The organism is Janthinobacterium sp. NKUCC06_STL (assembly GCF_019345455.1).
GTDB lineage: Bacteria > Pseudomonadota > Gammaproteobacteria > Burkholderiales > Burkholderiaceae_D > Janthinobacterium > Janthinobacterium rivuli.
The window spans coordinates 699969-725363 of sequence record NZ_JAHKQY010000002.1 but is presented as its reverse complement, the minus strand read 5'-3'; the positions used below and the strand labels follow the sequence as shown (position 1 = coordinate 725363).

The 25395-nt window shown below is 64.9% G+C and carries 22 protein-coding genes; 17 read left to right on the top strand and 5 right to left on the bottom strand.

The annotated features are described in order from the left end of the window. Nucleotides 1-37 precede the first annotated feature (37 nt). The 3 genes from KO539_RS30210 to KO539_RS12290 all read right to left on the bottom strand — a co-directional run bounded on the left by KO539_RS30210 (nt 38) and on the right by KO539_RS12290 (nt 3483). Nucleotides 38-682 (bottom strand): hypothetical protein, encoded by a 645-nt coding sequence (locus tag KO539_RS30210; RefSeq protein ID WP_257626248.1) that lies wholly within the window; start codon nt 680-682, stop codon nt 38-40. Between the two features lie 124 nt (nt 683-806). Beyond that, entirely contained in the window at nt 807-2687 is a 1881-nt protein-coding gene (locus KO539_RS12295; protein ID WP_219309619.1) for a triacylglycerol lipase, read from the bottom strand. Between the two features lie 13 nt (nt 2688-2700). Further along, nucleotides 2701-3483 (bottom strand): YdiY family protein, encoded by a 783-nt coding sequence (locus KO539_RS12290; RefSeq protein ID WP_176389881.1) that lies wholly within the window; start codon nt 3481-3483, stop codon nt 2701-2703. Between the two features lie 256 nt (nt 3484-3739). On the opposite strand from KO539_RS12290, the gene KO539_RS12285 reads away from it, so the two are divergent. The 11 genes from KO539_RS12285 to hmgA all read left to right on the top strand — a co-directional run bounded on the left by KO539_RS12285 (nt 3740) and on the right by hmgA (nt 15558). Further along, the gene (locus KO539_RS12285; protein WP_035819315.1) at nt 3740-4426 is read left to right on the top strand and encodes a winged helix-turn-helix domain-containing protein; all 687 of its coding nucleotides are present in this window, start codon (nt 3740-3742) and stop codon (nt 4424-4426) included. After that, nucleotides 4419-5771 (top strand): HAMP domain-containing sensor histidine kinase, encoded by a 1353-nt coding sequence (locus KO539_RS12280; protein WP_219309616.1) that lies wholly within the window; start codon nt 4419-4421, stop codon nt 5769-5771. Before KO539_RS12285 ends, KO539_RS12280 begins: the two co-directional genes overlap by 8 nt. Nucleotides 5772-5935: 164 nt before the next feature. Further along, complete coding sequence (locus KO539_RS12275) at nt 5936-6838, top strand: DUF535 family protein (RefSeq protein WP_219309614.1); 903 nt, start codon at nt 5936-5938, stop codon at nt 6836-6838. 110 nt (nt 6839-6948) lie between these two features. Beyond that, on the top strand, nt 6949-7923 hold the full coding sequence (gene hemB / locus KO539_RS12270) for a porphobilinogen synthase (RefSeq protein WP_070218449.1): 975 nt from the start codon (nt 6949-6951) through the stop codon (nt 7921-7923). Nucleotides 7924-8030: 107 nt separating this feature from the next. Then, nucleotides 8031-9374, top strand: a complete 1344-nt coding sequence (locus tag KO539_RS12265; RefSeq protein WP_219309612.1) for an MBL fold metallo-hydrolase — start codon at nt 8031-8033, stop codon at nt 9372-9374. Between the two features lie 56 nt (nt 9375-9430). Next, entirely contained in the window at nt 9431-9952 is a 522-nt protein-coding gene (msrA, locus tag KO539_RS12260; RefSeq protein ID WP_219309610.1) for a peptide-methionine (S)-S-oxide reductase MsrA, read from the top strand. 10 nt (nt 9953-9962) lie between these two features. After that, nucleotides 9963-10781, top strand: coding sequence for a helix-turn-helix transcriptional regulator (locus KO539_RS12255; protein ID WP_219309608.1), 819 nt, complete (start codon nt 9963-9965; stop codon nt 10779-10781). Nucleotides 10782-10956: 175 nt separating this feature from the next. Further along, on the top strand, nt 10957-12285 hold the full coding sequence (locus KO539_RS12250; RefSeq protein WP_257626247.1) for an MFS transporter: 1329 nt from the start codon (nt 10957-10959) through the stop codon (nt 12283-12285). A gap of 21 nt (nt 12286-12306) precedes the next feature. Continuing rightward, entirely contained in the window at nt 12307-13974 is a 1668-nt protein-coding gene (locus KO539_RS12245) for an FAD-dependent oxidoreductase (RefSeq protein ID WP_219309604.1), read from the top strand. A gap of 100 nt (nt 13975-14074) precedes the next feature. Then, nucleotides 14075-14260 (top strand): DUF2783 domain-containing protein, encoded by a 186-nt coding sequence (locus KO539_RS12240; protein WP_034755818.1) that lies wholly within the window; start codon nt 14075-14077, stop codon nt 14258-14260. Next, nucleotides 14257-15558: a homogentisate 1,2-dioxygenase gene (gene hmgA / locus KO539_RS12235; protein ID WP_219309602.1), complete on the top strand. Its 1302-nt coding sequence runs from the start codon at nt 14257-14259 to the stop codon at nt 15556-15558. The genes KO539_RS12240 and hmgA overlap by 4 nt, the downstream gene beginning before the upstream one ends. A 3-nt stretch (nt 15559-15561) precedes the next feature. Here hmgA and KO539_RS12230 read toward each other — a convergent pair whose 3' ends face one another. After that, on the bottom strand, nt 15562-16857 hold the full coding sequence (locus KO539_RS12230) for an LLM class flavin-dependent oxidoreductase (RefSeq protein ID WP_219309834.1): 1296 nt from the start codon (nt 16855-16857) through the stop codon (nt 15562-15564). Nucleotides 16858-17026: 169 nt separating this feature from the next. Here KO539_RS12230 and KO539_RS12225 point away from each other — a divergent pair, with 169 nt between their 5' ends. The 4 genes from KO539_RS12225 (at nt 17027) to KO539_RS12210 (ending at nt 23305) form a co-directional block, all read left to right on the top strand. After that, entirely contained in the window at nt 17027-18217 is a 1191-nt protein-coding gene (locus KO539_RS12225; protein WP_219309600.1) for a sigma-54-dependent Fis family transcriptional regulator, read from the top strand. A 233-nt stretch (nt 18218-18450) separates the two neighbouring features. After that, on the top strand, nt 18451-19530 hold the full coding sequence (locus tag KO539_RS12220; protein WP_219309598.1) for an LLM class flavin-dependent oxidoreductase: 1080 nt from the start codon (nt 18451-18453) through the stop codon (nt 19528-19530). Between the two features lie 27 nt (nt 19531-19557). Continuing rightward, nucleotides 19558-20712 carry an LLM class flavin-dependent oxidoreductase gene (locus tag KO539_RS12215; protein ID WP_219309596.1) on the top strand — a complete coding sequence of 385 codons (1155 nt, stop codon included), beginning with the start codon at nt 19558-19560 and terminating at the stop codon, nt 20710-20712. A 220-nt stretch (nt 20713-20932) separates the two neighbouring features. Next, nucleotides 20933-23305: a TonB-dependent receptor gene (locus KO539_RS12210; protein WP_219309594.1), complete on the top strand. Its 2373-nt coding sequence runs from the start codon at nt 20933-20935 to the stop codon at nt 23303-23305. A 49-nt stretch (nt 23306-23354) separates the two neighbouring features. Here the strand turns inward: KO539_RS12210 and KO539_RS12205 are convergent, their stop codons facing one another. Beyond that, nucleotides 23355-24407 (bottom strand): ABC transporter substrate-binding protein, encoded by a 1053-nt coding sequence (locus KO539_RS12205; protein WP_219309592.1) that lies wholly within the window; start codon nt 24405-24407, stop codon nt 23355-23357. A 33-nt stretch (nt 24408-24440) separates the two neighbouring features. On the opposite strand from KO539_RS12205, the gene KO539_RS12200 reads away from it, so the two are divergent. Beyond that, nucleotides 24441-24587, top strand: a complete 147-nt coding sequence (locus tag KO539_RS12200; RefSeq protein WP_219309590.1) for a hypothetical protein — start codon at nt 24441-24443, stop codon at nt 24585-24587. 45 nt (nt 24588-24632) lie between these two features. Continuing rightward, the gene (locus KO539_RS12195; RefSeq protein ID WP_219309588.1) at nt 24633-25382 is read left to right on the top strand and encodes a class II aldolase/adducin family protein; all 750 of its coding nucleotides are present in this window, start codon (nt 24633-24635) and stop codon (nt 25380-25382) included. Nucleotides 25383-25395 lie beyond the last annotated feature (13 nt).

The following is a 25395-nucleotide window of genomic DNA, read 5'->3' as shown; positions in this document are numbered from 1 at the left end:
CGCTGGGACGGGGGACGTTGTATGTCCGTGTTGCATGTTAACCCACGATGTCAGCCATCCCCCTATGCTGCCACTTCGCCACCGCAAGCACCTTGCGCAATCTCTCGTTTGCCGGCAGATTCAGCAGCGCCTGCTGGCCTGGATGGATCTCGGCCCGCGTCTCGAACGATTTGCCTGCAAGCATCTCTGCTGGCGACAGTTCGTTGAGTTCGTCTGCACCACTGATCCAGAAGGCATGGATTTCACTGCTGGGCTGGCCGGCAAGGATGGCCAGTACCGGCGCGATCAGTTCCGGTACGGGCTGGACAAATTGCCACGCAGGAAATTCCTTGCCGATACTGCGCCCCTTGGGCGTTACGCAATAAAACCGATTGTTTTCCACCGCGCGATACAGCGACGCCTGCGATAGTTCCACCCATCCTTGTCCAATGACATCGGATACCTTGAGTTTTGACCCTGGGAGCTGGCGCGGCGTGAGCGGCGGCGGGGCGCCCAGCGAGGCGCGCGCCTCATGGAGCGCACGCGTGGCCAGGTCGATCAGGCGCGGGCGCTCGGGCCCTTGCGCCAGTATGTCGAGCTGTGCGGTCACGAGGCGCGAGAATTGTTCCACCAGCCGCAGGTCGCTATCCGTTAATGCCTGAAGCTCGGGCGCCAGAGTATCGTGATGCAGATGCGCTGTCATGATGATTCCTTTGCAGTAGCGTGGTAAAGAACATCATATACAAGATTCTCATGTTTCGCAACTTTATCATGCGATGTAACTTTCTTATCCAGCGATAAGGCATGCGGAAAGAATGCCAGGTGCATCAGGGCAAGGTGTCAGGCATGCGCAAAATCCGCCGTATCTCCAGAATCGCCTGCGGACTTTCCTGCACGCTGTGCCACGACGGGATGACTTTTTCCGACAGGGCGCCGTCGAGGTGGGCGCTGGCGTAGGGCACCACGCCGTCGCTCGATTCCGCCAGCGGCAGCTCCGGCGTGTCGTTGCCCATGATGGAGTAGTAGCGCACCTTCGGGCTGATGGGCAGGTCGGCTACCAGGCGCACGAACGGATCCTTGTCGCTGAGGTTATCGATGCTGTTGGGGATGCGCAGCGGTTCGCTGCTGCCCGTGTCGAGCTGCGCCAGGCTGCCGGCTGCGTCGGACAACTGGTCGAGCATGTTGATGGGCAGAGTGATCAGGTTGGCGATCCAGCGCGCCACCTTGTGGTTGGCGAACGAGGTGCCGCGGTGCGGCGCGGCGATGAAGATGGCGCGGTTCACTTGCGGCATGGCCGTGAAATTCAGGTAGGGCGCCAGGCCGGCGCGCACTTTTTCCGCCTTCTTGCCCTTCAAATTGTATTCTTCCGTGATGGCGTCGAGCAGGGTGTTGCTGGCATCGGAGACCATCAGGCGCGCCAGCACGCCGCCCATGCTGTGGCCGATCAAGACCATGTCGTTGGCCGCGTCGGCCTTGGCCGAAGGGTCGAACTGCGCCAGGGTCGCATTCAGCGCCTTGCGGATGGCGGCGTTGTTGGCCGCCAGCGGCGCATTGCTCGGGTAGTACACTTGCCAGATCTGGTAGCGGCGACGCAGCTGTTCGTCGCCCATCAGTTCATTCGCCACGTTGATCCACGCTTCCGGGCTGCTGGCCAGGCCGTGCAGCATGACGATGGTGCGCTTGTTCGGATCGTAGGGCTGCATCAGGTGCACCTGCGGGCGCGAGATGCCGTCGGCGCGGCCGAACAGGGTGCGCAGCGCCTGCACGCCGAAGCCGGAACGGGCCAGCCACAGGCCATAGCCGGCCGTGAAATTGGCGGCCACGGGCAGTTCCTGGCCCGCCATGCGCGTCGATTCGCTGCGCGTCGGGTCGACCAGCATCACCAGCAGCTGCTGCGTGGCCAATACTTCCTGCAGGCTGTTGCCGTCGAAGCGGATCAGCGCCGTGACGACGGGGAAGCGGGTTTCCTGGTACGGTACGTACTCGCCTTTCGACGCCTGGGGCTTGGGCATGACGGCCACCAGGTCGGCGCCGAAGCCGTCGCGCCGGTACACATTGCGCAGGCCGGAAAACGACAGCGAGGTGGCCGGCAGCAGTTCGTCGGGCAGGGTGCCGTCGTCGGGCAGGCGCAGGGCCGACAGTTCGCTGTCGATCTGCCAGCCGGCGACGCGGATCACATTGCCGTCCGGCCGGTATTCGCCACGGTGGCGAAACAGGTTGCCGACGGCTTTTTGCACGGCATAGTTATAGTAGTCGCGGATTTGCGTCTGGCGTTCCTCGAAGGCGCGCTGGCCCGGCGTGCGCGTCGTGTAGAACAAATAGGCATACGCGTAGCGGGCCGATTCGAGCCAGGCGGCCAGCGTTTCGGCACTCGGGTGGCCGCCCTGTTTTTCTTCCGCCAGCGCGCTTTCCAGCCACAGTTCGGACAAGGTGGCCAGGCGCTGCTCGTCGCTGAGCAGCTCGGAGCGGGCCAGGTCGGCGCGGCAGCTGCCCGTATTGGCTTCGCAAGCGGCGATGTCGCTGCCGATGATGCGCAGCACTTCGCTGGCCGAGGCGCTGAGTTTGCCCGTGGTGAGGATGTCGCCGCGCCGCTGCTGCAGGTAGTCGGCCGGCGAGATCGCGCTGACGGTGACGGCGGCGCAGCCGCTCAGGAGCGCCGCCGCGCACAGCAGGGCGCATACGCGCAGGCGCCGCATCGGCATTAGCATGTAGGCGCGCGCCTTAGAACGAGTAGACCAGGGTCAGCGACGTTTGCGTATCCGTGTTCTTCTTGTCGTCCGGTACGCGCGTGTCGTTGCGGGCGCTGAAGGCGGCCTTCATCTGCATGGTGCCGTTGATTTTCGTGCTGAGCGCTGTTTCGGCGATCGAGTGGGTGTTCGAGGTGCCCCGTTCCACGCTGACCGTCTGGGTGAACATGGCTGACTGGCTGATCTTCCACTTCATGGCGGCCGCGCCGCGCACCGTCAGGCCGTGTTCCGATTCACCCGCGTCGTTGGTGCCGCTGAAATAGCCCGGACCGACTTCCACGTCGACGCTCTTGTCGCTCGACTGGTACCAGCGCGAGCCATGACCGACGGCCAGCGTCGAGTATTTGGTGTAGGCGCCGAACTTGTCGTTGACATGCGAGGCCAGCACGAACAGCTTTTCATGGTCGGCCATCAGCTTGTAGGCGGCCTTGGCGGAGGCGGAAAAGCGTTCGGCCGAGCGTTCGCGCACTTTCTCGCCATCGTCGTTGGTCGTTTCGTCTTCCTTGAAGTAGCCGCTGAAGATGTACTGGTTGCTCCAGTCATCGAGTTCCTGGCGCGCGTCGATCTTGCCCGTGACGGAAGTGCCGACCGTATTGCCCGAGGTGGTGATGGCGCCCAGTTCGGCGGAAGTGCTCCAGCTGCCGATGGGGATTTCATCGAACAGCATGCTTTGTTTGGTGTCTTTGGTGTCTGCGGCGGCGCTGCCGCAGCTGATGGCCATGGCCAGCGCCAGTGCGAGAGAGTGGGTCGATTTCATGGCAGTATTGGTTTGTGGCGTGCGCCAGGCGCGCCTGATCTTCGTTAATGGCAGTGGTGGTTTGCAGGCCGCGGCAAGCCGGAAGGCGCCGAAAACATGCGCACATCAGCATGCGCGCGCGGGCGCGGCCAAACATTGTCGAGGCTGTATTGTACCCGACCCTGCCATCGCGCGCCGCACGCGGCGGGGCTGGCAAGTGGCGCGCGCCTGGCGTATGCTGCGCCTATTTGCTGCCTGATCTTTACAAGGAACTCCCGTGCGCTGCCTGGTCATCGAAGACGAAGCTGAAACTTCCCGCTATATCTGTGCCGGCCTGCGCGAGGCGGGCCACGACGTCACCGCCTGCGACAATGGCATCGACGGCATGCGCCTGGCCTGCGGCGAAGACTGGGATGCGCTGGTGCTCGACCGCCTGCTGCCCGGCGAGATCGATGGCCTGGCCATCGTCGCGCGCCTGCGCGGCATGGGCCGCAACACGCCCGTGCTGGTGCTGTCGGCCCTGTCCAGCGTCGACGAGCGCGTGCGCGGCCTGCGCAGCGGCGGCGACGACTACCTGTCAAAACCGTTCGCCATCGCCGAACTGCTGGCGCGCATCGAGGCGCTGCTGCGGCGCGCCGCGCCCGTGCCCGAAGCGACGCAGCTGCAGGTGGCCGACCTGGTGCTCGACATGCGCACCATGCGCGTGACGCGCGCCAACCGGCAGATCGCCCTGCAGCCGCGCGAATTTCGCCTGCTGGAATACCTGATGCGCCACCAGGGCCAGTCCGTCACGCGCGCCATGCTGCTCGAAGCCGTGTGGGACTACCATTTCGACCCGCAGACCAACGTCATCGACGTGCAGGTGAGCCGTTTGCGCACCAAGGTGGACAAGGAATTCTCGCCGCCGCTGATCCACACGGTGCGCGGCGTCGGCTACACACTGGGCGTGATCGACGGTGCGTAACTGGCACCGCTCGATCGCTGCCCGCCTGGCGCTTGGCTACGGCGTGCTGGTGGTCGTCTCGATCAGCATCGTCTGCGCCGTGTTCTATTTCGGCACCATCGGCGTGCTCGATCGCAGCGTGGACCGCAAGCTGACCCTGCTCTCGGAGCGCCTCGCCGCGCTGTACCAGCAGGGCGACAGCAGCCGCACGACGGCGGAAATCGCCCATTTGCTGACCGACCGCACCGACAGCGACACGGAGATCTTTTTGCTGGTGGGCGCCGATGGCCGCCGCGTGGCGGGCAATCTGTCGGCCTGGCCCGACGTGGGCAGCCCCGTGGGACGCTTGCTGCACCGCGACGTCACGCGCGAAGGGCGCAGGGTGCCCGCGCGCATGCTGATCCGCGATCTCGATGGTGGCGCGCGCCTGTTCGTCGGGCGCGACATGGAAGAGGGCAAGTCGATCCGCACGCTGGTGCTGCGCTCGCTGGCCTATGGCGGCGGGGTGGCCATTTTGCTGGTGGTGGCGGGCGCGTGGCTGTTCCGCCGCCAGCTCGAGGCGCGTATCGGGCAGATCCGCCGCACGGCGGGCGAAATCGAGGCCGGTGACCTGAGCCGGCGCATTCCCGTCGCCAGCGAGGATGAATTCGGCTTGCTGAGCCGCGACATCAACCGCATGCTCGACCGCATCGAACACCTGATGGAAGGCGTGCGCCACGTGTCGAACGCCATCGCGCACGACCTGCGCACGCCGCTGGGCCGCATCCGCAACAAGCTCGATGGCGCCTTGCGCCAGCAGCAGGACGTGGCCGGCTATGCGCAGACGGCGCAGGCGGCCATCGATGATATCGACGACCTCACGCGCGTGTTCGACAAGCTGCTGCAGATCGCGGCGGCCGAATCGGGCATGCGCCCCGAGAATTTCGACGACATCGACCTGCAGCAGATCGGCGCCGACATCGTGGAAATGTACGAGGCCACGGCCGACGAGCAGGGCGTGCTGCTGGTGCAGATGTATGGCGACGGCGTGCCCGCGCGCGGCGACCGCAACCTGCTGGGCAGCGCGCTGGCCAGCCTGGTCGACAACGCCATCAAGTATGCGGGGCTGGGCGCCACGGTGGAAGTGTCGGCCGGCAGCGACGAGCAGGGCGGCTGGCTGGCCGTGCGCGACAACGGCCCCGGCGTGCCAAAGGAAGAACTGCCGAAGCTGACGCAGCGCTTTTACCGGCTCGACAAGAGCCGCCACTTGCCCGGCAATGGCCTGGGCTTGTCCATCGTGGCGGCCATCGCGGCCCTGCATGGCGGCAGTCTGGAGATCGAGGACGCGGCGCCGGGCTTGCGCCTGCGTTTGCGGCTGCTGCGCTAGCATGGCCGGCGTGGCGTATCGGCACATTACCAACTTGTAACCCCCTTCATTTTCGCCTCCCCCTATCATCGGCTCTACCCGGCGTGGAGCGGCTGCGTGCGCGCAGCCGCCTGTTCCGGGCTGCCCGCGGCCGTCGCCGCGTCCATTTCAGTAGAGCCGTTTTCATGCATACTTTTACCGCCACCGGCGACAACGCCGCGCCGCAGCAGGCGCCACTGCGCCAGCATGGCCACCGTATCAAGGCCGCGCTGGGCGCCATCGTCTTTCCCGTGCAGCGCGCGCGCTGGCAAGCGTTCATTGCCGCGACGCCGGGAATGGCGGCGCTGGCGCAAGCCCATCCCAGCCTGCTGTACAAGATTTATCGTCCCTACGCCAGTCGCCAGTTCGGCTGCGCGGCGCGGGTGGACCTGCTGTGCGGGCATTACCGTTTCCTGTGGCAGGCGGGCGCTCGGCCGCTGGTGGAATACGCGGCGCGCCGCGCGCTGGTGCTGGCCGCCATCGAGGGCAAGGATGGCGCCAGCTACCGCTTGCAGCTGACGGCCATCCACGACAGCCACCGCGAAGGGGAGTTGTGCCTGCGCCTGACGCGCGACGGCGTGCCGCTGTACCTGGCCAGTTTCCTGTTTCGGCCCCAGCCTGGCGGCGCCGTCATCCAGCTGGGCGCCTTGCAGGGCTTGCGCTCGCCCGCCGGCGCGCAGGCGGTCAAGGACGCCACGCGGGCGCTGCACGGCTGCCGGCCGAAAAACCTGATGGTGGCCGCCTTGCGCGACCTCGGCGATTTTTTTGGCTGCATCCACCTTGACCTGGTCAGCAACGCCAACCGCATCGCGCTGAACTGGCGCCGGCGCCGGCATATCTCGTGCGATTACGACCTGGCGTGGCGTGAATTGCATGCGCTGCCCACCAGCGGCGGCAATTACCGCCTGCCTTGCGGCCCTTGCCGGATGCCGGATATCGAGCTGGTGCCGTCGAAAAAGCGGGCGGACGCGCGCCGCCGCGGCGCCATGCTGCTGCAGCTGGCGGCGGACATGCGCTGGCAAGTGGCGGCCCTGCTGCACGCGCAATGACGGGGCGGGGCCGGGTTTCTTGACCTGCGCGGCTTTTTTGCCGGGCGGCCCGGCGCAAGCGCCTTGATCGGCGTATACTTGCGGGCGTCCTTAACCTGAAGCCAGTTACCATGCCAGCACAATTCCCCACTTCGCGCATGCGCCGCCTGCGCGCGACCCCGCAACTGCGCGAGCTGTTCCGCGAAACCGAGATCAATCCGCGCGACCTGGTCCTGCCGATCTTCGTCGACGAAGGCAGCAGCGATTTCATCGACATCAAGTCCATGCCCGGCGTGCGCCGCATTCCCGAAGCGAAGCTGGCGCAGGAAATCGAGCGCTACGCGCGCGCCGGCCTGCGCTCCGTCATGACCTTCGGCATTTCGCACCACAAGGACAGTCACGGCACGGACACCTTGAACCCGGACGGCCTGGTGGCGCGCATGTCGCGCATCATCAAGGACGCCGTGCCGGAAATGGTGGTAATGTCCGACACCTGCTTCTGCGAATACACGGACCATGGCCATTGCGGCATCCTGCATGGCGATACGGTCGACAATGACAGCACGGTGCTCAACCTGGGCAAGCAGGCCGTCATCGCGGCCCAGGCGGGCGCCGACATCATCGCGCCATCGGCCGCCATGGATGGCCAGGTGGCGGCGATCCGCAGCGCGCTCGACGCGGCCGGCTTCCACGATACGCCCGTGATGGCGTATTCGACCAAGTTCGCCTCCGGCCTGTATGGCCCGTTCCGCGACGCGGCCGGCAGCACCCTCAAGGGCGACCGCAAGACCTACCAGATGGACCCGATGAACCGCCGCGAAGCCGTGCGCGAGTCCTTGATCGACGAAGCCGAAGGCGCCGACGCGCTGATGGTCAAACCTGCCGGCGCGTATCTGGACATCATCCGCGACCTGCGCGAAGTGACGCGTTTGCCGATCGGCGCCTACCAGGTCAGCGGAGAATATGCGATGATCAAGTTCGCCGCGCAAGCCGGTGCCATCGACGAGCGCCGCGTGGTGCAGGAAACCCTGGGCGCCATCAAGCGCGCGGGCGCGGACATGATTTTTACGTATTTTGCGATGGATGTGCTGAATAATCCGTATTGAACATTCCCTGCATTTTTTTCACCCCAAAAGCAAATTCCGGGGTCAGACCCGCCGGGTCTGACCCCAGCATTTACGCTGTTGGGGTTCTTTCTGCATTCCCGCCTCCCATGCCTCTGAAAATCTCCCGCATCCTGCACGCCGGCTATGTCTTCGAATGCGAAGGCACGGCCATCGCCTTCGACCCCATCGTCGAAAACCCGTTCAGCCGCAACTGCCACGCGTTTCCGCCCGTGCGCTTCGACCTCGACGCCGTGCGCCGGCTGCGCTGGGATGCCGTCTTCATCTCGCACTTCCACGACGACCACTGCTCGCTCGACAGCCTCGATGTGCTGGACCGCGCCACGCCCATCTATTTGTACTGCGTCTTCGACGAACTGTTCGCCATGCTGCGCGCGCTGGGTTTTAGCCGCGTCGAGCGGCTGCACGTGGACGTGCCGGTACAGGTGGGCAGCATCGAGGTGATCCCGCGCCGCGCGCTCGATGACGATGTCGATTCGCTGTTCCAGGTGCGCGCCGCCGGGCTGAATGTGCTCAACGTCGTCGATTCCTGGATCGGTCCTGAAACTCTGGCGCAGCTGGCCGCTTTTGCGCCGTGGGACATGGTGCTGTGGCCATTCCAGACCATGCGCGAGATCGCCGTCATCGCGCCGTCGCAAGCGCAGCCTGGCCCAGTCGAACTTCCCGATGACTGGATTTCCCAGCTGCGCGCGCTGGCGCCCCGGTACCTCGTGCCCAGTTCCTGCCAGTTCGTGCAGGAAGACTGGTCCTGGTACAACCATGCGATGTTCCCGATTACCTATAGCCGCTTTGCCGATGAAATCGGCGCCGCGCTGCCCGAGACGCACATCTTCCGCCTCGACCCATCGACGGCCGTGTTGCTCGATGCGCACGGTGTGAGCAGTGCCGAACCCTTGCCCTGGGTCATACCCGTGGGCCCGCAAGACGTGGATTTCGACTACCGCCCCGAGGCGCTTGCGCCCGCCACGGCGGACATCGCGCGCCGTTTCGCGCCATTGAGTGACGCCGATGCGGCCCTGGTGCTCGATTTCTGCCGCCACGGTTTGCTTGAGCGCTACCGCGACATGGAGCTGCCCGAAGACAGCTATTTCCAGGCTCCGCGTGTGTGGCGGCTGTCGCTGTACGGCCATGACGGCGCGGCCACGGTCCTGCATTACCGCACGCATGGCGACCTGATCGACCTCGTGCCGGACACGGGCGAGGCGCCGGGATGGACCACCGAGGTACCGCTGGTGAAATGCCACGCGGCGCTGGTGCTCGGTGAATCGCTCACCTCGATGTACATGCGCATCAACGATGGCCCTTTCGATGCCGAGGCGCGGGCGGAACTGGACGAGGCCGACATCGTGGACGACCCGCTGATCCGCTGCCTGTTCAACGACGCCATCGGCGCCTACCAGGCGGCGCAGCTCAAGCGCTTGCTGGCCCGCTGAAGAAAGTCGCGCGACAGGGTAAGATAGCTGCTTCTGACTAGAACGGGAAAGACACCATGGCACAAGACAATGCACAAGGCAATGAAACCGCGATCCTGGCCGGCGGCTGTTTCTGGGGCGTGCAAGACTTGCTGCGCCGTTATCCGGGCGTGATCGCCACGCGCGTCGGTTACAGCGGCGGCGACGTGGCCAACGCCACCTACCGCAACCACGGCACGCATGCGGAAGCGATCGAGATCATTTTCGACCCGACCACCATCAGCTACCGCAAGATCCTGGAATTTTTCTTCCAGATCCACGACCCCAGCACGGAAGACCGCCAGGGCAATGACCGCGGCACGAGCTACCGTTCAGCCATCTTCTACACCAGCGACGAGCAAAAACGGGTGGCCGAAGACACCATCCGCGACGTCGACGCTTCCGGCCTGTGGCCCGGCAAGGTGGTGACGGAAGTGGCGCCCGCCGGTCCGTTCTGGGAAGCGGAACCCGAGCACCAGGATTATCTGCAGCGCTTGCCGCACGGCTACACCTGCCATTACATCCGGCCGGACTGGGTCTTGCCGCAGCGCGGGCAATAAGGAGCGAGGCATGCGTTACTGGCGCGTCGAGCGGCAGCCGGCGGAAGGGCAGCTGGACTTCGGGCGTACCCTGGAGTTGATGGCGGCCATCGGCCATGCGGACGTGAATGCCGTCGCCGGGGCCATCCTGAAAACGGTCAGCACGGTTGCGCCGATTGCCCAGTGCACGATCTTTGCCTATGAATTCGGCAACCGCCCACGGACTATCGCCGTGGCCGACCGGCGCGGTGGACGTTTCCTGCAAGATATTGCCGACAGCTACGCGCGCCACTATTACGCGCTCGATGGCAACCAGCGCGTGATCGCGCCAGCGCCGGGGCGAAAAACCGATCCCGCCATCGTGCTGCACCAGCAGGCCAGCGACGAGATCGACCATCCCGGCTACCGCGCCGTCTGCTATCAAAAACCGCATGTCTCGGACCGGCTATCGCTGCTGCTGCAGCCGGCCGGCGATATCTGGCTGTCCGTCAATTTCTACCGCGACAGCAGCCAGGGCAAGTTCCTGCCCGGCGAAGTGGCGGGCATCGAAACTCTGTCACCGCTGTTTGCCCATGCCGTCAAGCATCACTACAGCCTGAACGGCCAGAATACGCAAGGCGTCGCGCCCATGATGCTGGCACGGCTGCGCCAGCATTGTCCCGCCTTGAGCAAGCGCGAACTGGACGTGCTGCGCTGCGTGCTCGAAGGCCTGACGGCCGTGGAAATTGCCGAGATCATGGGCGTGCAGCCGTCCAGCGTGATCACTTACCAGAAACGCGCGTATAAACGCCTGGGTATTTCCAGCCAGCGCCAGTTGTTCGCCCTGTGCATGGCGCCAGCGCACGTCTAGTCCCTTCGGCGTAGGGATGGCTCCGCCTTCTTGACTGTTTTGGCCGCAAAACGTCCCCAAAATGGGGACAGCCGCCGGCATTGTCGTCTGCATACTGTGTTTCAAGCCGGGATCACCCGGCCGCTCTCACCCAATAAAATCAACAAGGGGAGGGCGACACCTTATGGAGACAAGCATGACCATCGCCACCACTGCGCCCGTTCCCGACGTGGCCGCCAAGCAACTGGAACAGCAGGTGATGCGCAAGGTATCGCGCCATTTGCTGGGATTTTTGTTCCTGCTGTTCGTGTTTTCCTTCCTTGACCGCATCAATATCGGCTTCGCCGGCCTGACCATGATGCAGGACCTGGGCTTGAGTGGTACCCAGTTCGGCTTTGCCACCACCCTGTTTTACATCGCCTACATCGCCTGCAGCATTCCCAGCAACATCGTGCTGGCGCGCATCGGCGCGCGTAAATGGATAGGCAGCATGATGATCGCCTGGGGCCTGGCCTCGACGGCGACCCTGTTCGCCGCCGGCCCGGCCAGCCTGTATGCGCTGCGCTTTCTCGTCGGTGTGACGGAGGCGGGCTTCCTGCCCGGCATGCTGCTGTACCTGACGTACTGGTTTCCCAGCGCCTATCGCGCGCGGGCCAATGCCCTGTTCATGATCGCCATGCCCGTGACGGCCGCCATCGGTTCCGCCTTGTCGGGCCTGATCCTGGGCCTGGACGGCCACTGGGGATTGAAGGGATGGCAATGGCTGTTCTTGCTCGAAGGCATGCCTTCCGTGTTCCTGGGCCTGGCCGTGTACGGCTACCTCGACGACTCTCCCAACAAGGCAAACTGGCTGAGCAAGCTGGAACAGCAGGTGCTGGCGCGCATGCTGGCGGCCGAGCACAAGCCTGCCGTCGTACACCTCGCGCAGCAGCAGAAGACCTCGGTGCTGGCGGAAATGCTGTCGCCCACCGTGCTGAAATTCGGCGTCGCCTATTTTTGCCTGGTCAACACCCTGGCGATGGTGGCCGTGTGGACGCCCTTGATCGTGAAAAGTTTTAACAGCAATGCCAGCAACACGCAGATCGGTCTGCTGGCCGCCATCCCGCAAGTGTGCACCGTCATCGGCATGATTGCCTGGGGCCGCCGCTCGGACCGCCTGCAGGAACGCCGCTGGCACATCGTCTGGCCCATGCTGCTGTCGGCGGCCGGCTGGCTGTTCACGGCGTATTCCGGCAACCCCGTGGTGCAACTGCTGGGTGTGTGCATGGCCTCGACGGGCGCTTACACGGCCATGTCCGTCTTCTGGACCACGCCGGACCGGGCCCTGAGCCTGGGTGCGCGCGCCATCGGCATCGCCGTCATCAACGCCACGGGCAATATCGGCTCGGCCCTGAACCCCGTCGTCGTGGGCTGGCTGAAGGACATCACGCACAGCTTTGCCACGGGCTTGCTGTACGCCAGCGTGCTGCTGGTGGCGGGCGCGGCCATCGTGCTGACCCTGCCCATCGCCCGTGGCAGCAAATAATATTGTTGAAGAGGAAACATCATGAGCGACACCTTCCACCCTTATCCCCATGTGCCGAAAGTCTATCCGCCTGGCAAACCAGCGTGCGCATCGACGCAGCACGTTCCTGTCCTGATCGTCGGCGGCGGCCCCGTCGGCCTGGCCACGGCCCTGGGCCTGGCGCGCCACGGCGTGCGCTCGGTGCTGATCGAAGCGGACGATGGCGTCTGCACGGGCAGCCGCGCCATCTGCATTTCGCGGCGCAGCCTGGAAATCATCGAACGCCTGGGCGCGCTCGACGGTTTTATCCGCAAGGGCTTGCCATGGGCGGGCGGGCGCAGCTTTTACCGCGACGAGGAAGTGCTGCATTTCACGATGCCGCAAGACGCGAACCAGAAGCTGCCGCCGATGGTCAACCTGGCGCAATACCATATCGAACAATTTCTGCTCGACGCGGCCGAACGCCAGCCGGAGCTGATCGATATCCGCTGGCAAACGCGGGTCACCGGTGTGGACCAGCGCGCCGATGGCGCCACGGTCACCGTGGCCACGCCCGATGAAACCTACAGGATCGACACGGACTGGCTGGTGGCGGCCGATGGCGGGCGCAGCGTCGTGCGCGAAGCGCTGGGCCTGAAATTGCAGGGCACGAGCTATGAAGGGCGCTATGTGATCGTCGACATCCATCTGAAGAGCGAGCGCCCGACGGAGCGCCTCGCGTATTTCGACCCGCCATCGAATCCCGGTTCCACCGTGCTGGTGCACAAGCAGCCCGACGATATCTGGCGCATCGATTACCAGTTGCGCGACGACGAGGATGCGCAGGCGGCCGTGCTGCTGGAAAACGTGGCGCCGCGCGTGGACAGCCTGCTGGCCATGATGGGCGAAACAGCGCCGTGGCATCCCGTGTGGATCACCATCTACAAGGCCAACGCGCTGACCCTGGAAAAATACCGGCATGGCCGCGTGCTGTTCGCGGGCGATGCGGCGCATTTGGTGCCCATCTTCGGCGTGCGCGGGGCGAACTCGGGCATCGACGACGCGGACAACCTGGCCTGGAAGCTGGCGTATGTCGTCAAGGGGCTGGCGCCGGACAGTTTGCTGGACAGCTATTCGGACGAGCGTGTGTACGCCGCCCATGAAAACCTGCGCCACGGCACCAAAAGCACGGAATTCATGGCGCCGCCGACCTTCGCTTTCGATCTCATGCGCACAGCCGTGCTGGGCCTGGCGGGCAAGCATGCGCACGTGCGCTCGCTGATCAACCCGCGCCAGACGAGCGCCATCGCGTATGCGCAGTCGTCCCTGAACGCGCAGGATAGCGAGACGTTCGCCGCCGGTCCCGCGCCGGGCACGGTCTTGCCCGAATGCCCGCTGGCGCTGCTGCAAGACGGCAGGCAAGAAGCCGGGTATATTACCGATTTGCTGAAACGCGCCGATGGCGATTTCACGGGACTGTACTTCAGCGAGGACGGCGCCGTGCCAGCCGAACTGCTGGCGCTGGGCGATACATTGCCGTTGAGTACCGTGGCGATCGCCCGCGGCGGGGCGCAAGGGTGCGCCTGGGACCATACGGCGCAGGTATTCCCGCTGTTTGACGCGCAGCCTGGCAGTTTTTATCTGGTGCGCCCGGATGGGCATGTGCTGGGGCGCTGGCGTGAGGTGAAAGCGGGGCAGGTGATTGAAGCGCTGGCGAAAGTTTTAAACTGAATAAACCCAAGAGCTGAACGGCTGGGGTCGGACCCTCAGGGTCCGACCCCGGAATTGGCAAGGGGTTAAAAATGGCGAGAGCCAGAGAAGAGGCAAAAACATGACCGACATCGAACTGGATAATTTGTACACCGAGCTGTGCCATACCATGGGCGGCCTGGGCGAGCAGCGTTCGCCCCTGTTCCTCGCCCGCTTCGCCCTGCTGGCCATGGGCGCCATCGGCAAGGCCGACGTGGTGCAAGGCTTGCTGCGCGACGCGGCCGACGGCCTGGCGGAGCGCGCATGATAGGCGCCGGCTACCAAAGCGGCTTCGGCAACGAATTTGCCACGGAAGCCGTGCCCGGCGCCTTGCCGCAGGGGCAGAATTCGCCGCAGCGGGCGCCATTGGGCCTGTATGCGGAACAATTGTCTGGCACGGCCTTCACGGCGCCGCGCGCGCAGAACCGGCGCTCGTGGCTGTACCGCATCCGTCCCGCCAGCCAGCATCCGCCATTTACCCTGGCTGAAAATACCCGCATCGTCAGCGATTTCCACGCCATGCCCCCCACGCCGCCGAACCAGCTGCGCTGGGACCCGCTGCCGTTGCCCGACGGCGCGACGCCAACAGACTTCATCGACGGCTGGCAGACGATGGCCGGCAATGGCAGCGCCGAAACCATGAGCGGCTGCGCCATCCACGTTTACGCGGCCAACCGCCCGATGCAGCGCTTCTTTTATTCGGCCGATGGCGAATTGCTGGTGGTGCCGCAGGAGGGCCGGCTGGCGATTGCCACGGAGCTGGGCTTGATCGAGCTGGAACCGCAGGAAATCGCCGTGATTCCCCGCGGCGTGCGCTTCCGCGTGACCCTGCCCGATGGCGCGGCGCGCGGCTATGTGTGCGAAAACTTCGGCACGCCCTTCCGCCTGCCCGACATGGGCCCCATCGGTTCGAACGGCCTGGCCAACAGCCGCGACTTCCTCACGCCGCACGCGGCCTATGAAGACATCGATGGCGCATGCGAACTGCTGGCCAAGTTCGGCGGCCATCTGTGGCGCACGACGCTCGACCATTCACCGCTGGACGTGGTGGCCTGGCATGGCAATTACGCGCCCTATAAATACGATTTGCGCCGTTTTAATACCATCGGCTCGATCAGCTACGACCACCCGGACCCCTCGATCTTCCTCGTGCTGCAGGCGCCCAGCGAAAATCCGCTATTTGGTTCCATCGACTTCGCCATCTTCCCGCCGCGCTGGCTGGCCGCCGAACACACGTTCCGTCCGCCCTGGTTCCACCGCAATGTGGCCAGCGAATTCATGGGACTGATCCACGGCGTGTACGACGCCAAGGCGGCCGGCTTCGTGCCGGGCGGCGCCAGCCTGCACAACTGCATGTCCGGCCACGGCCCCGATGCGCAAACGTTCGAAAAGGCGTCGCACAGCGACACGTCCGCGCCCGTGAAGGTGGGCGACACCATGGCCTTCATGTTCGAAACGCGCACCATCCTCAAGCCCACGCCATTCGCCTTGAACAGCGAACTGCTGCAAAACGATTATTTCGAGTGCTGGCAAGGCTTGCGCAAGCATTTCGACCCGGAGCCGTGATGGTCACGCGGCTCGCGCCAGCGTATGCGGGTTGGCGGGCCGCGCCAGTCCCAGATGCCCGCGCAGGGTGCTGGCAGCATATTCGGTGCGGAACAGGCCGCGCCGCTGCAATTCCGGCACCACCAGCCGGGTAAATGTCTCGAAGCCTTGCGGCAGCAGGGGCGGCACGACATTGAAACCGTCCGCCCCCCGTTCCACGAACCATTGCTCCATTACGTCGGCCACCGTCTTGACGGAGCCGATCGCTTGCAGATGGCCGCGCGCCACGCGAAAGCGCAGCACCAGCTGGCGCAAAGTCAGGTTCTCGCGGCGGGCAAGCTCCAACTGCTGCTGAAAACGCCCCTTGCCATTGTCGCCTGCCTGGTAGGGCAGGTCGGGCAGGGGGCCGTCGAGCGGATAGCCGGACAAGTCAAAGCCGCCAAATTCCAGATTGCTGAAGTCGACCAGGTCCTGCAGTTCGCCAAATTGATCCTGCGCTTCCTGGTCCGATTCGGCCACCACCACGGACAGTCCGGGCGTGACCTTCAATTGATCTTCCGCGCGGCCGTATTTCGCCATGCGGCCCTTCACGTCCGCGTAATACGCCTGTGCCACTGGCAGCGAGGTGGCGGAGCAATACACCATTTCTGCCAGGCGCGCGGCAAACTCGCGGCCCGTTTCGGAATTGCCGGCCTGGACCAGCACGGGGCGAGGCAAGTCCAGCAAGCCTTGCGAGGCAAAGTAGTCTCCCTGGAAGTCGAGCGGGTGGCCCGCCGCCGGCGGGTAGAACTGGCCGCCGGCGCGGTCGGGCCGGTCGAAGGCATCGTCGTCCCAGCTATCCCACAAGGCCTTGGACAGGGCGACGAATTCACCGGCCCGCGCATAGCGCTTCGCATGGCTGCGCGCTGCATCGATGCCGAAATTGCGCGCCGTATGCTCGCCAAACGAAGACACGACATTCCAGCCCGCCCGTCCGCCGCTCAGGTGGTCGAGCGAACTGAATTTGCGCGCCACGTGATACGGGTGCTCATAATTGGTATTGACGGTGGCGATCAGGCCGATATGGCTGGTGACGGCGGCAATGGCCGACAGCAGGGTGAAAGGCTCGAACGGCAGGCCGATGGCGGCGCGGCCCGTTTCCGGCGTAATGTCGCCGGCGCGGCCGATGAAGTCGGCGATGAAAAAGCTGTCAAACCTGGCCGCCTCGGCCAGCCTGGCGGCGCGCAGCCACCAGGCCAGGTCGGGCCGTCCGCTGGCGCTGGCCGACGGATGGCGCCAGGCGGCAGGATGGTGGCCGTGGCGTTGTAAAAAGACATTCAGGACAAGCTAGCGTGCTGGCATGGGGAGGTGCTCCGTGGTGGGCAGGCGACATTGCCTGCTCCTTTGCCGCAGCAAGGTTCGGGCCAACGCCCCGCATATGCAAAATCCGGATAAGCAAGCGCGGCACCATTCGTTCACGCCTGGAGATGGAGCGCGGTATAGTCGGTCCATGGAACTCTTAGCCCACAACTTCAGCAGCGATTTCGCGCGCAGCGCCCACCTTGCCCGTGGCGCCGGCGATGACGGCGACAGCGAGGCGCTCGTTGCCTTCCGTGACCCGCAGCAAATGAGCTTGCTGGTGCGCGCCACGGCCTTTGTCTTTGCGGACCCCCTCTCGCGCCAGTTGCACGAACTGATCGAGCGCATCGCCCCCAGCGAGGCGACGGTGCTGATCACGGGCGAAACGGGAACGGGAAAAGAACTGATCGCGCGGCACGTGCACGGCTTGAGTGGGCGCGCCGACCAGACCTTCGTGGCGATCAACTGCGGCGCGTTTTCCGAAACCCTCGTCGAGAGCGAACTGTTTGGCTATGAAAAAGGCGCATTTACGGGCGCCCAGCAGGGCAAACCTGGCTGGTTCGAGACGGCCAGCGGCGGCACCCTGTTCCTCGATGAAATCGGCGACTTGCCGCTGGCGATGCAGGTCAAGCTGCTGCGCGTGCTGCAGGAACGCGAAGTGGTGCGCCTGGGCGCGCGGCGCGCCATCCCCATCGACGTGCGCCTGATCGCCGCCACCAATGTGGATCTGGCCGAAGCCGTGCGGGCCGGGCGCTTCCGCGAAGACCTGTATTACCGGCTGCAGGTGATCGGCCTGCCGCTGCGTCCCTTGCGCGAACGTCCGGGCGACATCATGCCGCTGACGCGTCACTTCATGGCTATCTATGCGCAGCGATTGCACCTGGGCGAGGTGGAGCTGGGCTTCGACGCGCAGCAGGCCTTGCTTGGCTACCCGTGGCCGGGCAATATCCGCGAACTGGAAAACGTCATCCATCGCGCGCTGCTCGTGTGCCGCAGCGGCGTCGTGCGGGCCGAGGACTTGAGTTTGTCGGGTTGGCACCGCGCGCCTGCCGCACCTGTCTCTGCGCCTGTTCCCGACGCCTGGGCCGGCGGCGCCGACATCGCCTACGCGGCGCATGGCGCGGCCGGCCGGGACGATATGCTGGCCGCCGAGCGCTTTGCCCGCGCCTGGCAAGCCTTGCTCGACTCGGGCGAAGCCGTGGAATTCGAAGCCATGCAGCAGGAACTGGTGCGCGCCGCGTGGGAGCGCAATGAGCGCAACCAGGTGCGTACGGCCAAACACTTGAACCTGAGCCGCAACATCCTGCGCACCTTTTTGAAAAAGGCGGGCGCCATCGACTAGGCGCATGAGGAACCTCCCGGAGCCGGACCCGCAGCGATGCGGCTCCGGCTTTTTTCATGGCTGCTGCGCGCGCAACACGTTGCTGCCATGGGTGCAGCCAAGTGCTGCCAAATCAGCAGCGAATGGCGCTGTTGGGCCTATACGGCATGGCATGTTTTCTGCGAGGAGGGAAGGGCAGATCGCTACGCATGATGCGCCGCGACCTTTTTTCGATCCACGACAGGAGTCCATGCATGACCATCGAATTCATCTGGCAATTGCCTACCAGCGGCGACGGCCGTTACGCGGCGCCCGGCATCACGCGCAGGGGCGAGCGGGCCGCTGGCGCGCCCAGTCCCCTGCAGGCGGGCGTGAGCGACCCGCGCGGCGCACGTCCTCCCTTCAATTATTTCGACTACCTGCACCAGATCGCCCGCGCGGCCGATCTTTCGGGCTTCGACGGCATCCAGATACGCCACGATACGCAGGGTGATGAAAGCTGGATCGTCGCGGGGTATCTGGCCCGCAGCACGCGCCATTTGAAACTGATCGCCGAATTCGACGCTGCCTGGGGTTCTGCCGTGTACGCGGCAAAGAACGCCGTCAGCTTCCAGCGTTTCACGGGCGGACGCTTCGCCTGGCAGATCGGTCATGGCGGCGATGCCGCAGCGCGCCGGCGCCAGGGCGATGCCGTACCGGACGCCGACATTCTGCCGCGCATCGATGAATTCATCACGGTGGCGCGCGGCGTGCAAAGTAATTCGCCGTTCAGCTTCAAGGGCAAGTTCTTCGAGGTGCAGGACGGCGGCTTCAAGGGACCGCTGGCAAACCATCGCGTCAACAGCATTTATTTGACCGGCAATACCCCTGAATCGCTGGCCCTGTCGGCGCGCCAGGCCGACGTGCACGTGTTCGATGCGGCACCGCTGGCGGATTTGTCGCCAGCCATCGCCGGCCTGCAAACGCAGGCGGGCCAGTTGGGCCGCACCGTGGCGGCGGGCTTGCGCATCGACGTGCTGGCGCGCGACACCTTCGAGGAAGCCTTGCGCGATGCGCGCCGCTACCGCAGCGGGGCGGGATTGTCCGACGATAGTGCGTTTGATGGGGGCACGGCCGCCTTCTGGCCCGGCTTTGCGCAAGCGCAGACGGGCGCCCACGGCGCCTTGGTCGGCAGCTATGCACAGGTCAGCGCGGCGCTGGAAGCCTACGCGCAGGCGGGAGTTTCCAGCTTCGTGCTGGCGGCCATCCCCCATTTCGAGGAAGCCTACCGCATCGGCGAACACGTGCTGCCGCTGGTGCGGGCAGCGTTGAACACGCAACGGCAAGCAGCCTGAATCCCCTTATTTGAAGGAGTACCCCACATGGCAATCGATTTTTTCTGGCGCATTCCCACGCATGGCGAACCGAGTTCGCACCGCGCCCGCACCCCGTTTCGCGGCGACTGGTTTCCCGGCAATGACAACCTGCGGCAGGCCGGCCTCGGTGGTGGCGGCGCCGACGGTTTTACGTACATCGACTACCTGGCGGAAATCGCCCGCGCGGCCGAATTGTCCGGCTTCCAGGGCGGCTTGATTCCGTCTTTTCCGATGACGGATGAACCATGGGCCATTTCCGCGCTGCTGGCGCGCGAAACGAGTACATTCCGCTTCATGATCCCGTTCCAGCCCGGCTTTTTGAACCCCGTGGTGGCCGCGCGCATGACGGCCAGCCTGCAGCGGGCCACGGGCGGCCGCGCCCTGTACAACGTGATCACGGGCGGCGGCGGCCCTTCGCAGCTGTGGTGGGGCGACTCGGCCGGCCACGACGACCGCTATACGCGCACGACGGAATTTCTCGACGTGGTGCGCGGTGTGTGGCGCGGCGGGCCGTTTTCTTACCAGGGCAAGTTCTACCAGGTGGAAGACGCGGGCCTGGCCACGCCGTTGTCGGAGCAGGATTTCCCCGAGATCTATTTTTCCGGCTCGTCCGACGCGGCCCTCGGTTCCGCCTCGAAGCACGCCGATTACTACCTGACGTGGCTGGAACCGTTCGAGCAGCTGCGCGAGAAATTCGCCCGCGTGCATGAAAAGACGGCGCTGCTGGGCCGCAAGATCAAGTGCGCCGTGCGCGTCGACATCGTCGCCCGCGCCACGGAAGAAGAAGCGTGGGATGAAGTGCGCAAGGGCTTTGACGCCGTGGACCCCGCCACCCTGCGCCAGTTCCTCGGCGCCGATGGCGGCGATTCCGTGGGCGCCGCGCGCCAGCGGGGCAACCGCCCGACCACCTTGAACAGCTACAAGGACTTGACCACGGCGCCGAACATCTGGTCCGGCTTCAACCTGCTGCGCGGCGGGCAGACGCAGGGCATCGTCGGCAGCTACCAGCAAGTGGCCGAGCGTCTGGACGAACTGGTGCAACTGGGCGCCGACGCCTTCATCCTGGCCAGCACGCCTCACCTGGAAGAAGCGTACAGGGTGGGCGAGGAAGTGCTGCCACTCGTGCGCGGGCATACGGCGGCGCTGTTGCGCGCCGCCTGAGTATCACCTGTTGCCGCGACAGCAGCGTCACCGCCTGCTGTCGCGCAGGCAGCACGCGGCAGCGCCGCTGCTGCCAAATCAACAGCACTATCATTACGATAGTCTTCCTTTGTAATCAATCACTTACCGACGATTTTGCTGCGCCGCGGCAGCGGGCATGCGCCTTGCAGTAACAGTCATCACCATCTCGCGTTTTGACTTTACTCAAGGATAACCACCCATGCGCCGTTCAACTGCCCCCGCCGCCGTTTCCTCTTTTCCCTTTCATCTGACACCGCTGCGCCGTGCGCTGCGCTCGGCCTTCGCCATCGGCGGCTTGATGCTCGCTTCGAGCATGGCGCATGCGGAAGCGCCGGGCGCCGATGTCATTGCCGCGGCCGACGCGAATGGCGGCGGCGAGGGCGCTTCCCTGCAATCGGTGACGGTGACGGCGCAAAAGCGCGAGGAATCGGCGCAAAAAGTGCCGAGTGCGATCACGGTCTTGGGCGGCAAGGAGCTGCTCGATACGGGCATCGGCCGCTCGGCCAGCGAAATCCTCAATTATGTGCCGAACGCCTCGGCCGGCACGCAGCAGCATGGCCGCCCGCGCTGGTGGATACGCGGCGTCGGTGCTGGCCAGCAGCAGATCGACTTTCCGAATCCCGTCGGCTTCTATCTCGACGATGTCTACATCAGCAATTCCAGCGCCACGGGCTTTCCCCTGTTTGACCTGGACCGGGTGGAAGTGCTGCGCGGTCCGCAAGGCACGTTGTGGGGCAAGAACACGACGGGTGGCGCCATCAACGTCATTTCGCGCAAGCCTTCGTTCAAGTCCAGCGGCTACGCCAAGCTTGACTACAGCAGCTACGACACCACCCTGGCGGAAGGCGCCATTGGCGGCGCGCTGGTCGACGAGGTGCTGGCGGGGCGCCTCTCCTTCCATACGGAGCAGCAGGACAAGGGCCGCTTCCACAACCAGTTTACGGGCGAGCGCGATGGAAAGCTCAAGGACAGCGCCATTCGCGGCCAGCTCAAGGCCCTGATCGGGCGCGACCTGACGGCGAACCTGAACCTGCATTACCGCGACTACACGACCAAGGGCGCCACCACCACCGTGGCCAGCTATGGCGCCAATGGCGTCTACCGCAATGGCTATATCCCCAGCACCAATCCCGATGACGTCAGCACGAACGCGCCGGCCGACAGCGACGTGACGCAGGGCGGCGCGCAGCTGAACCTGGAATACGCGCTGGGCGAGCTGACCCTGACGTCGATCACGGGCTATGAAAACTTCCGCAACGAGGCGACAGGCGACAGCGACAACACACCGCTGGAAGTGGGCCGCAGCCGTTCAAAAGCCAGCAGCCGGCAAGTGTCGCAGGAGCTGCGTTTGACGTCGCCGCAAAACGGCGCCGTGAGCTGGGTGGCGGGTCTGTTCTACTTCAATGAAAAGATCGATTCCGATGCGGCCGGCGCGCGCCTGCCCAACGGCACGGTGCCGGCGCTGGCGGGCAGCACGCAGCCTGTCGGCTACAACCGCACCATCTACCAGCACAAGGCGCGCAGCGCGGCCATCTTCGGCAGCACGACCGTCAACTTCAGCGAGCAGTTCCTCTCCACCTTCGGCCTGCGCTGGACGACGGAAACCAAGGACCTGGACTTGCAGCGCGTGCAGGCCGCATCGAATACGGTGACGTTTGGCGACGCGGCCAACTGGTGGAACACGGTCCGGGGCGGCAATTACGCGGCCGCATCGGTGGCCAACAACAACTTCACGTCGAACCCCTCGACCACGTGGAACGCGCTGACGTATGACGTGACGCCGGAATACCGTTTCAGCCGCACCTTGCGCGGCTACCTGAAATACGCGCACGGCATCAAATCGGGCGGCTATAACACGAGCGCCACGGACGTGCGGGCATTGAATACGGTGAAGCCGGAAACCCTGAACTCGTTCGAGGCGGGCATCAAGTCGGAATGGCTGGACGGGCGTTTGAATTTCAACGCCAACGTTTTTCACTATGACTACAAGAACGTGCAAGTCAATATCACGGGTGTGTACAACGGCGACCCCACGCAAAGCGTCAATTACCTGCAAAACGTGCGCAAGGCCCATGTGAACGGCGCGGAATTCGAGATCGAGGCGCAGCCGACGGACAAGCTGCACATCAACGCCAATATCGGCCTGCTGCGTACGGAATTCGACGATTTCGCCATCCAGAACAATGGCGGCGACCGCTCCGGCAATGAATTCGTGCGCTCGCCCCACGTGACGGCCTTGCTGGCGGCCGACTACCGCTACCCGCTGGGCAATGGTGCGCAGCTGGTCTTCAGCGGCGACGTGCGCTACACGTCGAAGCAGTATTATTATGTCGACCCGCAAAACGCCGCGCGCGACCTGCTGAACCAGGGAGGCTTCGCGCTGGCCAATGCGCGCCTGTCATATGTGCTCCCCGGTGGCAAGCACCGCATCACGGCATATGCGAATAACCTGGCCGACAAGGTCTACCGCAACCACACCTTGACCAGCTTTGTGCCGGGCGCCGTCAACGGCGACACCGTCATCATCGGCCAGGGCCGCACGGTGGGCGCGTCGTATACGATTCAGTTCTGACCCTGATTGCCTGATGCAGAAAGGCCGGCGCTTGCGCCGGCCTTCTCATTTAAGCTGCCTGCAGCAGCAATGCCTCCAGCCGCCGCTGCGCCTCCTCCAAAGGCCGGCGGTCGATCCAGCTTTCGATATCCACGTCGCGGTCCAGGAAACCATGCTGCAGCTGAAAATCCTTCTGCTGGCGGAACAGCGCCACCTTGTCATCGGACAGGTCGGGCGCCAGGGTCAAATGAAAACCATCACGGTAGGCTTCGGCCACGGCATCGGCGCCGGCCCGCGTCTCGCCCTGCAGGATGGCCAGCACGTCGGCCTGGTGGCTGCGGGCCCAGTGCGCGGCGCGCAGCGTCTGCGTCAAAAAGCGCACGACCAGCTCGAAATGCTGTTCCAGCATGGATGCATGCACGGTGATCGGGCGTGGCGTGCCATTGTTCACGCGGAAGCGCCGGTCGGGTAGGGCGTCGATATCGATGCCTACTTCCAGTCCCGCCGCGCGGGCCGCCTCGGCCGCCGCAGCGCCTTTCACGTAGACGGCGTCGACTTCGCCGCGCAGCAGCGGCGTGATGCCTTGCCACAGGCCCGCGCCCAGATTGGCCGATGCCTGGGCGTTGGCGCCCACTTCCACCAGCTGCACATCGTCCAAGGTGAGGCCTGCCGACGCCAGCACGCCCTTGTAGCCGGCCAGGCTCATGCCGCGCGCGATGCTGCGCCCGCGCCGGTTTTCGCGCAAGTCCTCGGCGCGGAAAACGGGCAGCGCCAGACGCTTGCCCTGCAGCTGCGCCGGCGTCGTGATGCCGGAGCCGGGGCGCACGAGGATGGCTTGCCATTCGTCGATCCAGGTCAGGCCGATCAGGCGCGTAGGCGCCCCTTGTGCGCGCGCGGGCAGGGCCAGCAGGTTGCCCCCTTCGCGCACGAGCGTGGACAGGCCGTGGTCGTAATGGTGGCGCGCCAGCTCGCCGCCCACTTCCTGCAGGGTTTTCAAGGCGATGCCGTCGCGGGCGAATTCCTCGTCCAGCCAGCCCAGTTTATAGGCCAGGCCCGTGGCCGTGGGCACGGGGCAGCGCGTGAACCAGACGGTATCGACGGCGGGAGATGGTGCGGTAGTCATGGGATTCCTTGGTGGTGGGTGGAGCCTGGAACCGTGCAGGAAACGTGCCCGCGCCGCGTGCTGGCTGGCCGACAGAGCGTGCGCACGCCACTGCTGCCACGCCAGCAGGCGCTGTTGCGCAGGCAGCAGCGTTCCACCATTTTCCCGGCATCGGCGCTGGCACGCGTCTTGCAAACGTAGAGGCATGATTGACCCGTATTCCAACCCAAGCAAATGGAGCATGACATGACGGACGTGGCACAAGCGGAAGCACAACAAGTACAGGCGCAGGATCTGACGACGGCCGAACTGGCCTTCGTGGAGCAGGTGCGGCGCGATGCGCAGGTCGCCTTTGACGGCTTGCGCGAGACGGGCAGCCTGACGGCCAACGGCACGGTGGGCTTTGTCGAGCGCACCCCTGGCGGCGACAAGGTGGTAGTGGTCAACGATCCGGGGCCGTTCCGCCGTGGCCAGCCGCTGAAGGCGGCCGTGCTGGCGCTCGATGGCACGGTGATCGTGGGCGACGCGAACAACGGCGGCGCGCGTTACTTAAAACTGTTCCGCGAGCGGCCGGAAGTGACGTCGATTTCGCACGTGCACTCGCCGTCCCTGGGCGCGTGGGCGCAGACGCACCGCACGCTGCCGATCCGCTACGTGCCCGTGCAGCGCTTCCAGCTGATCCGCGAAATTCCCATCTATATCGACCGCCGCCAGCCGGAAGTCGATTTCATCCTCGGCGAAATCGCCCGCAACACGCACGCGACGGCCATCCTGGAAGCGAACGGTGGCGCCACCGTGTGGGGCAAGCAGGGCTTGCTGAAGCTGGCTGAATTCATCCTGCTGCTGGAAGAGGGCGCGCAAATCCAGATCGCTGCCGAAGCCATCGGCGGCTCGCGCGACTTCGGTCCCGGCGTGCTGCTGCAGCAATGGAAGATGAGCAAGCTGATCGACACGGCGCGCGCCTTGTCTCTGCTGCCTGCTACCGATTTGATATAAACCTTTCAAGAAC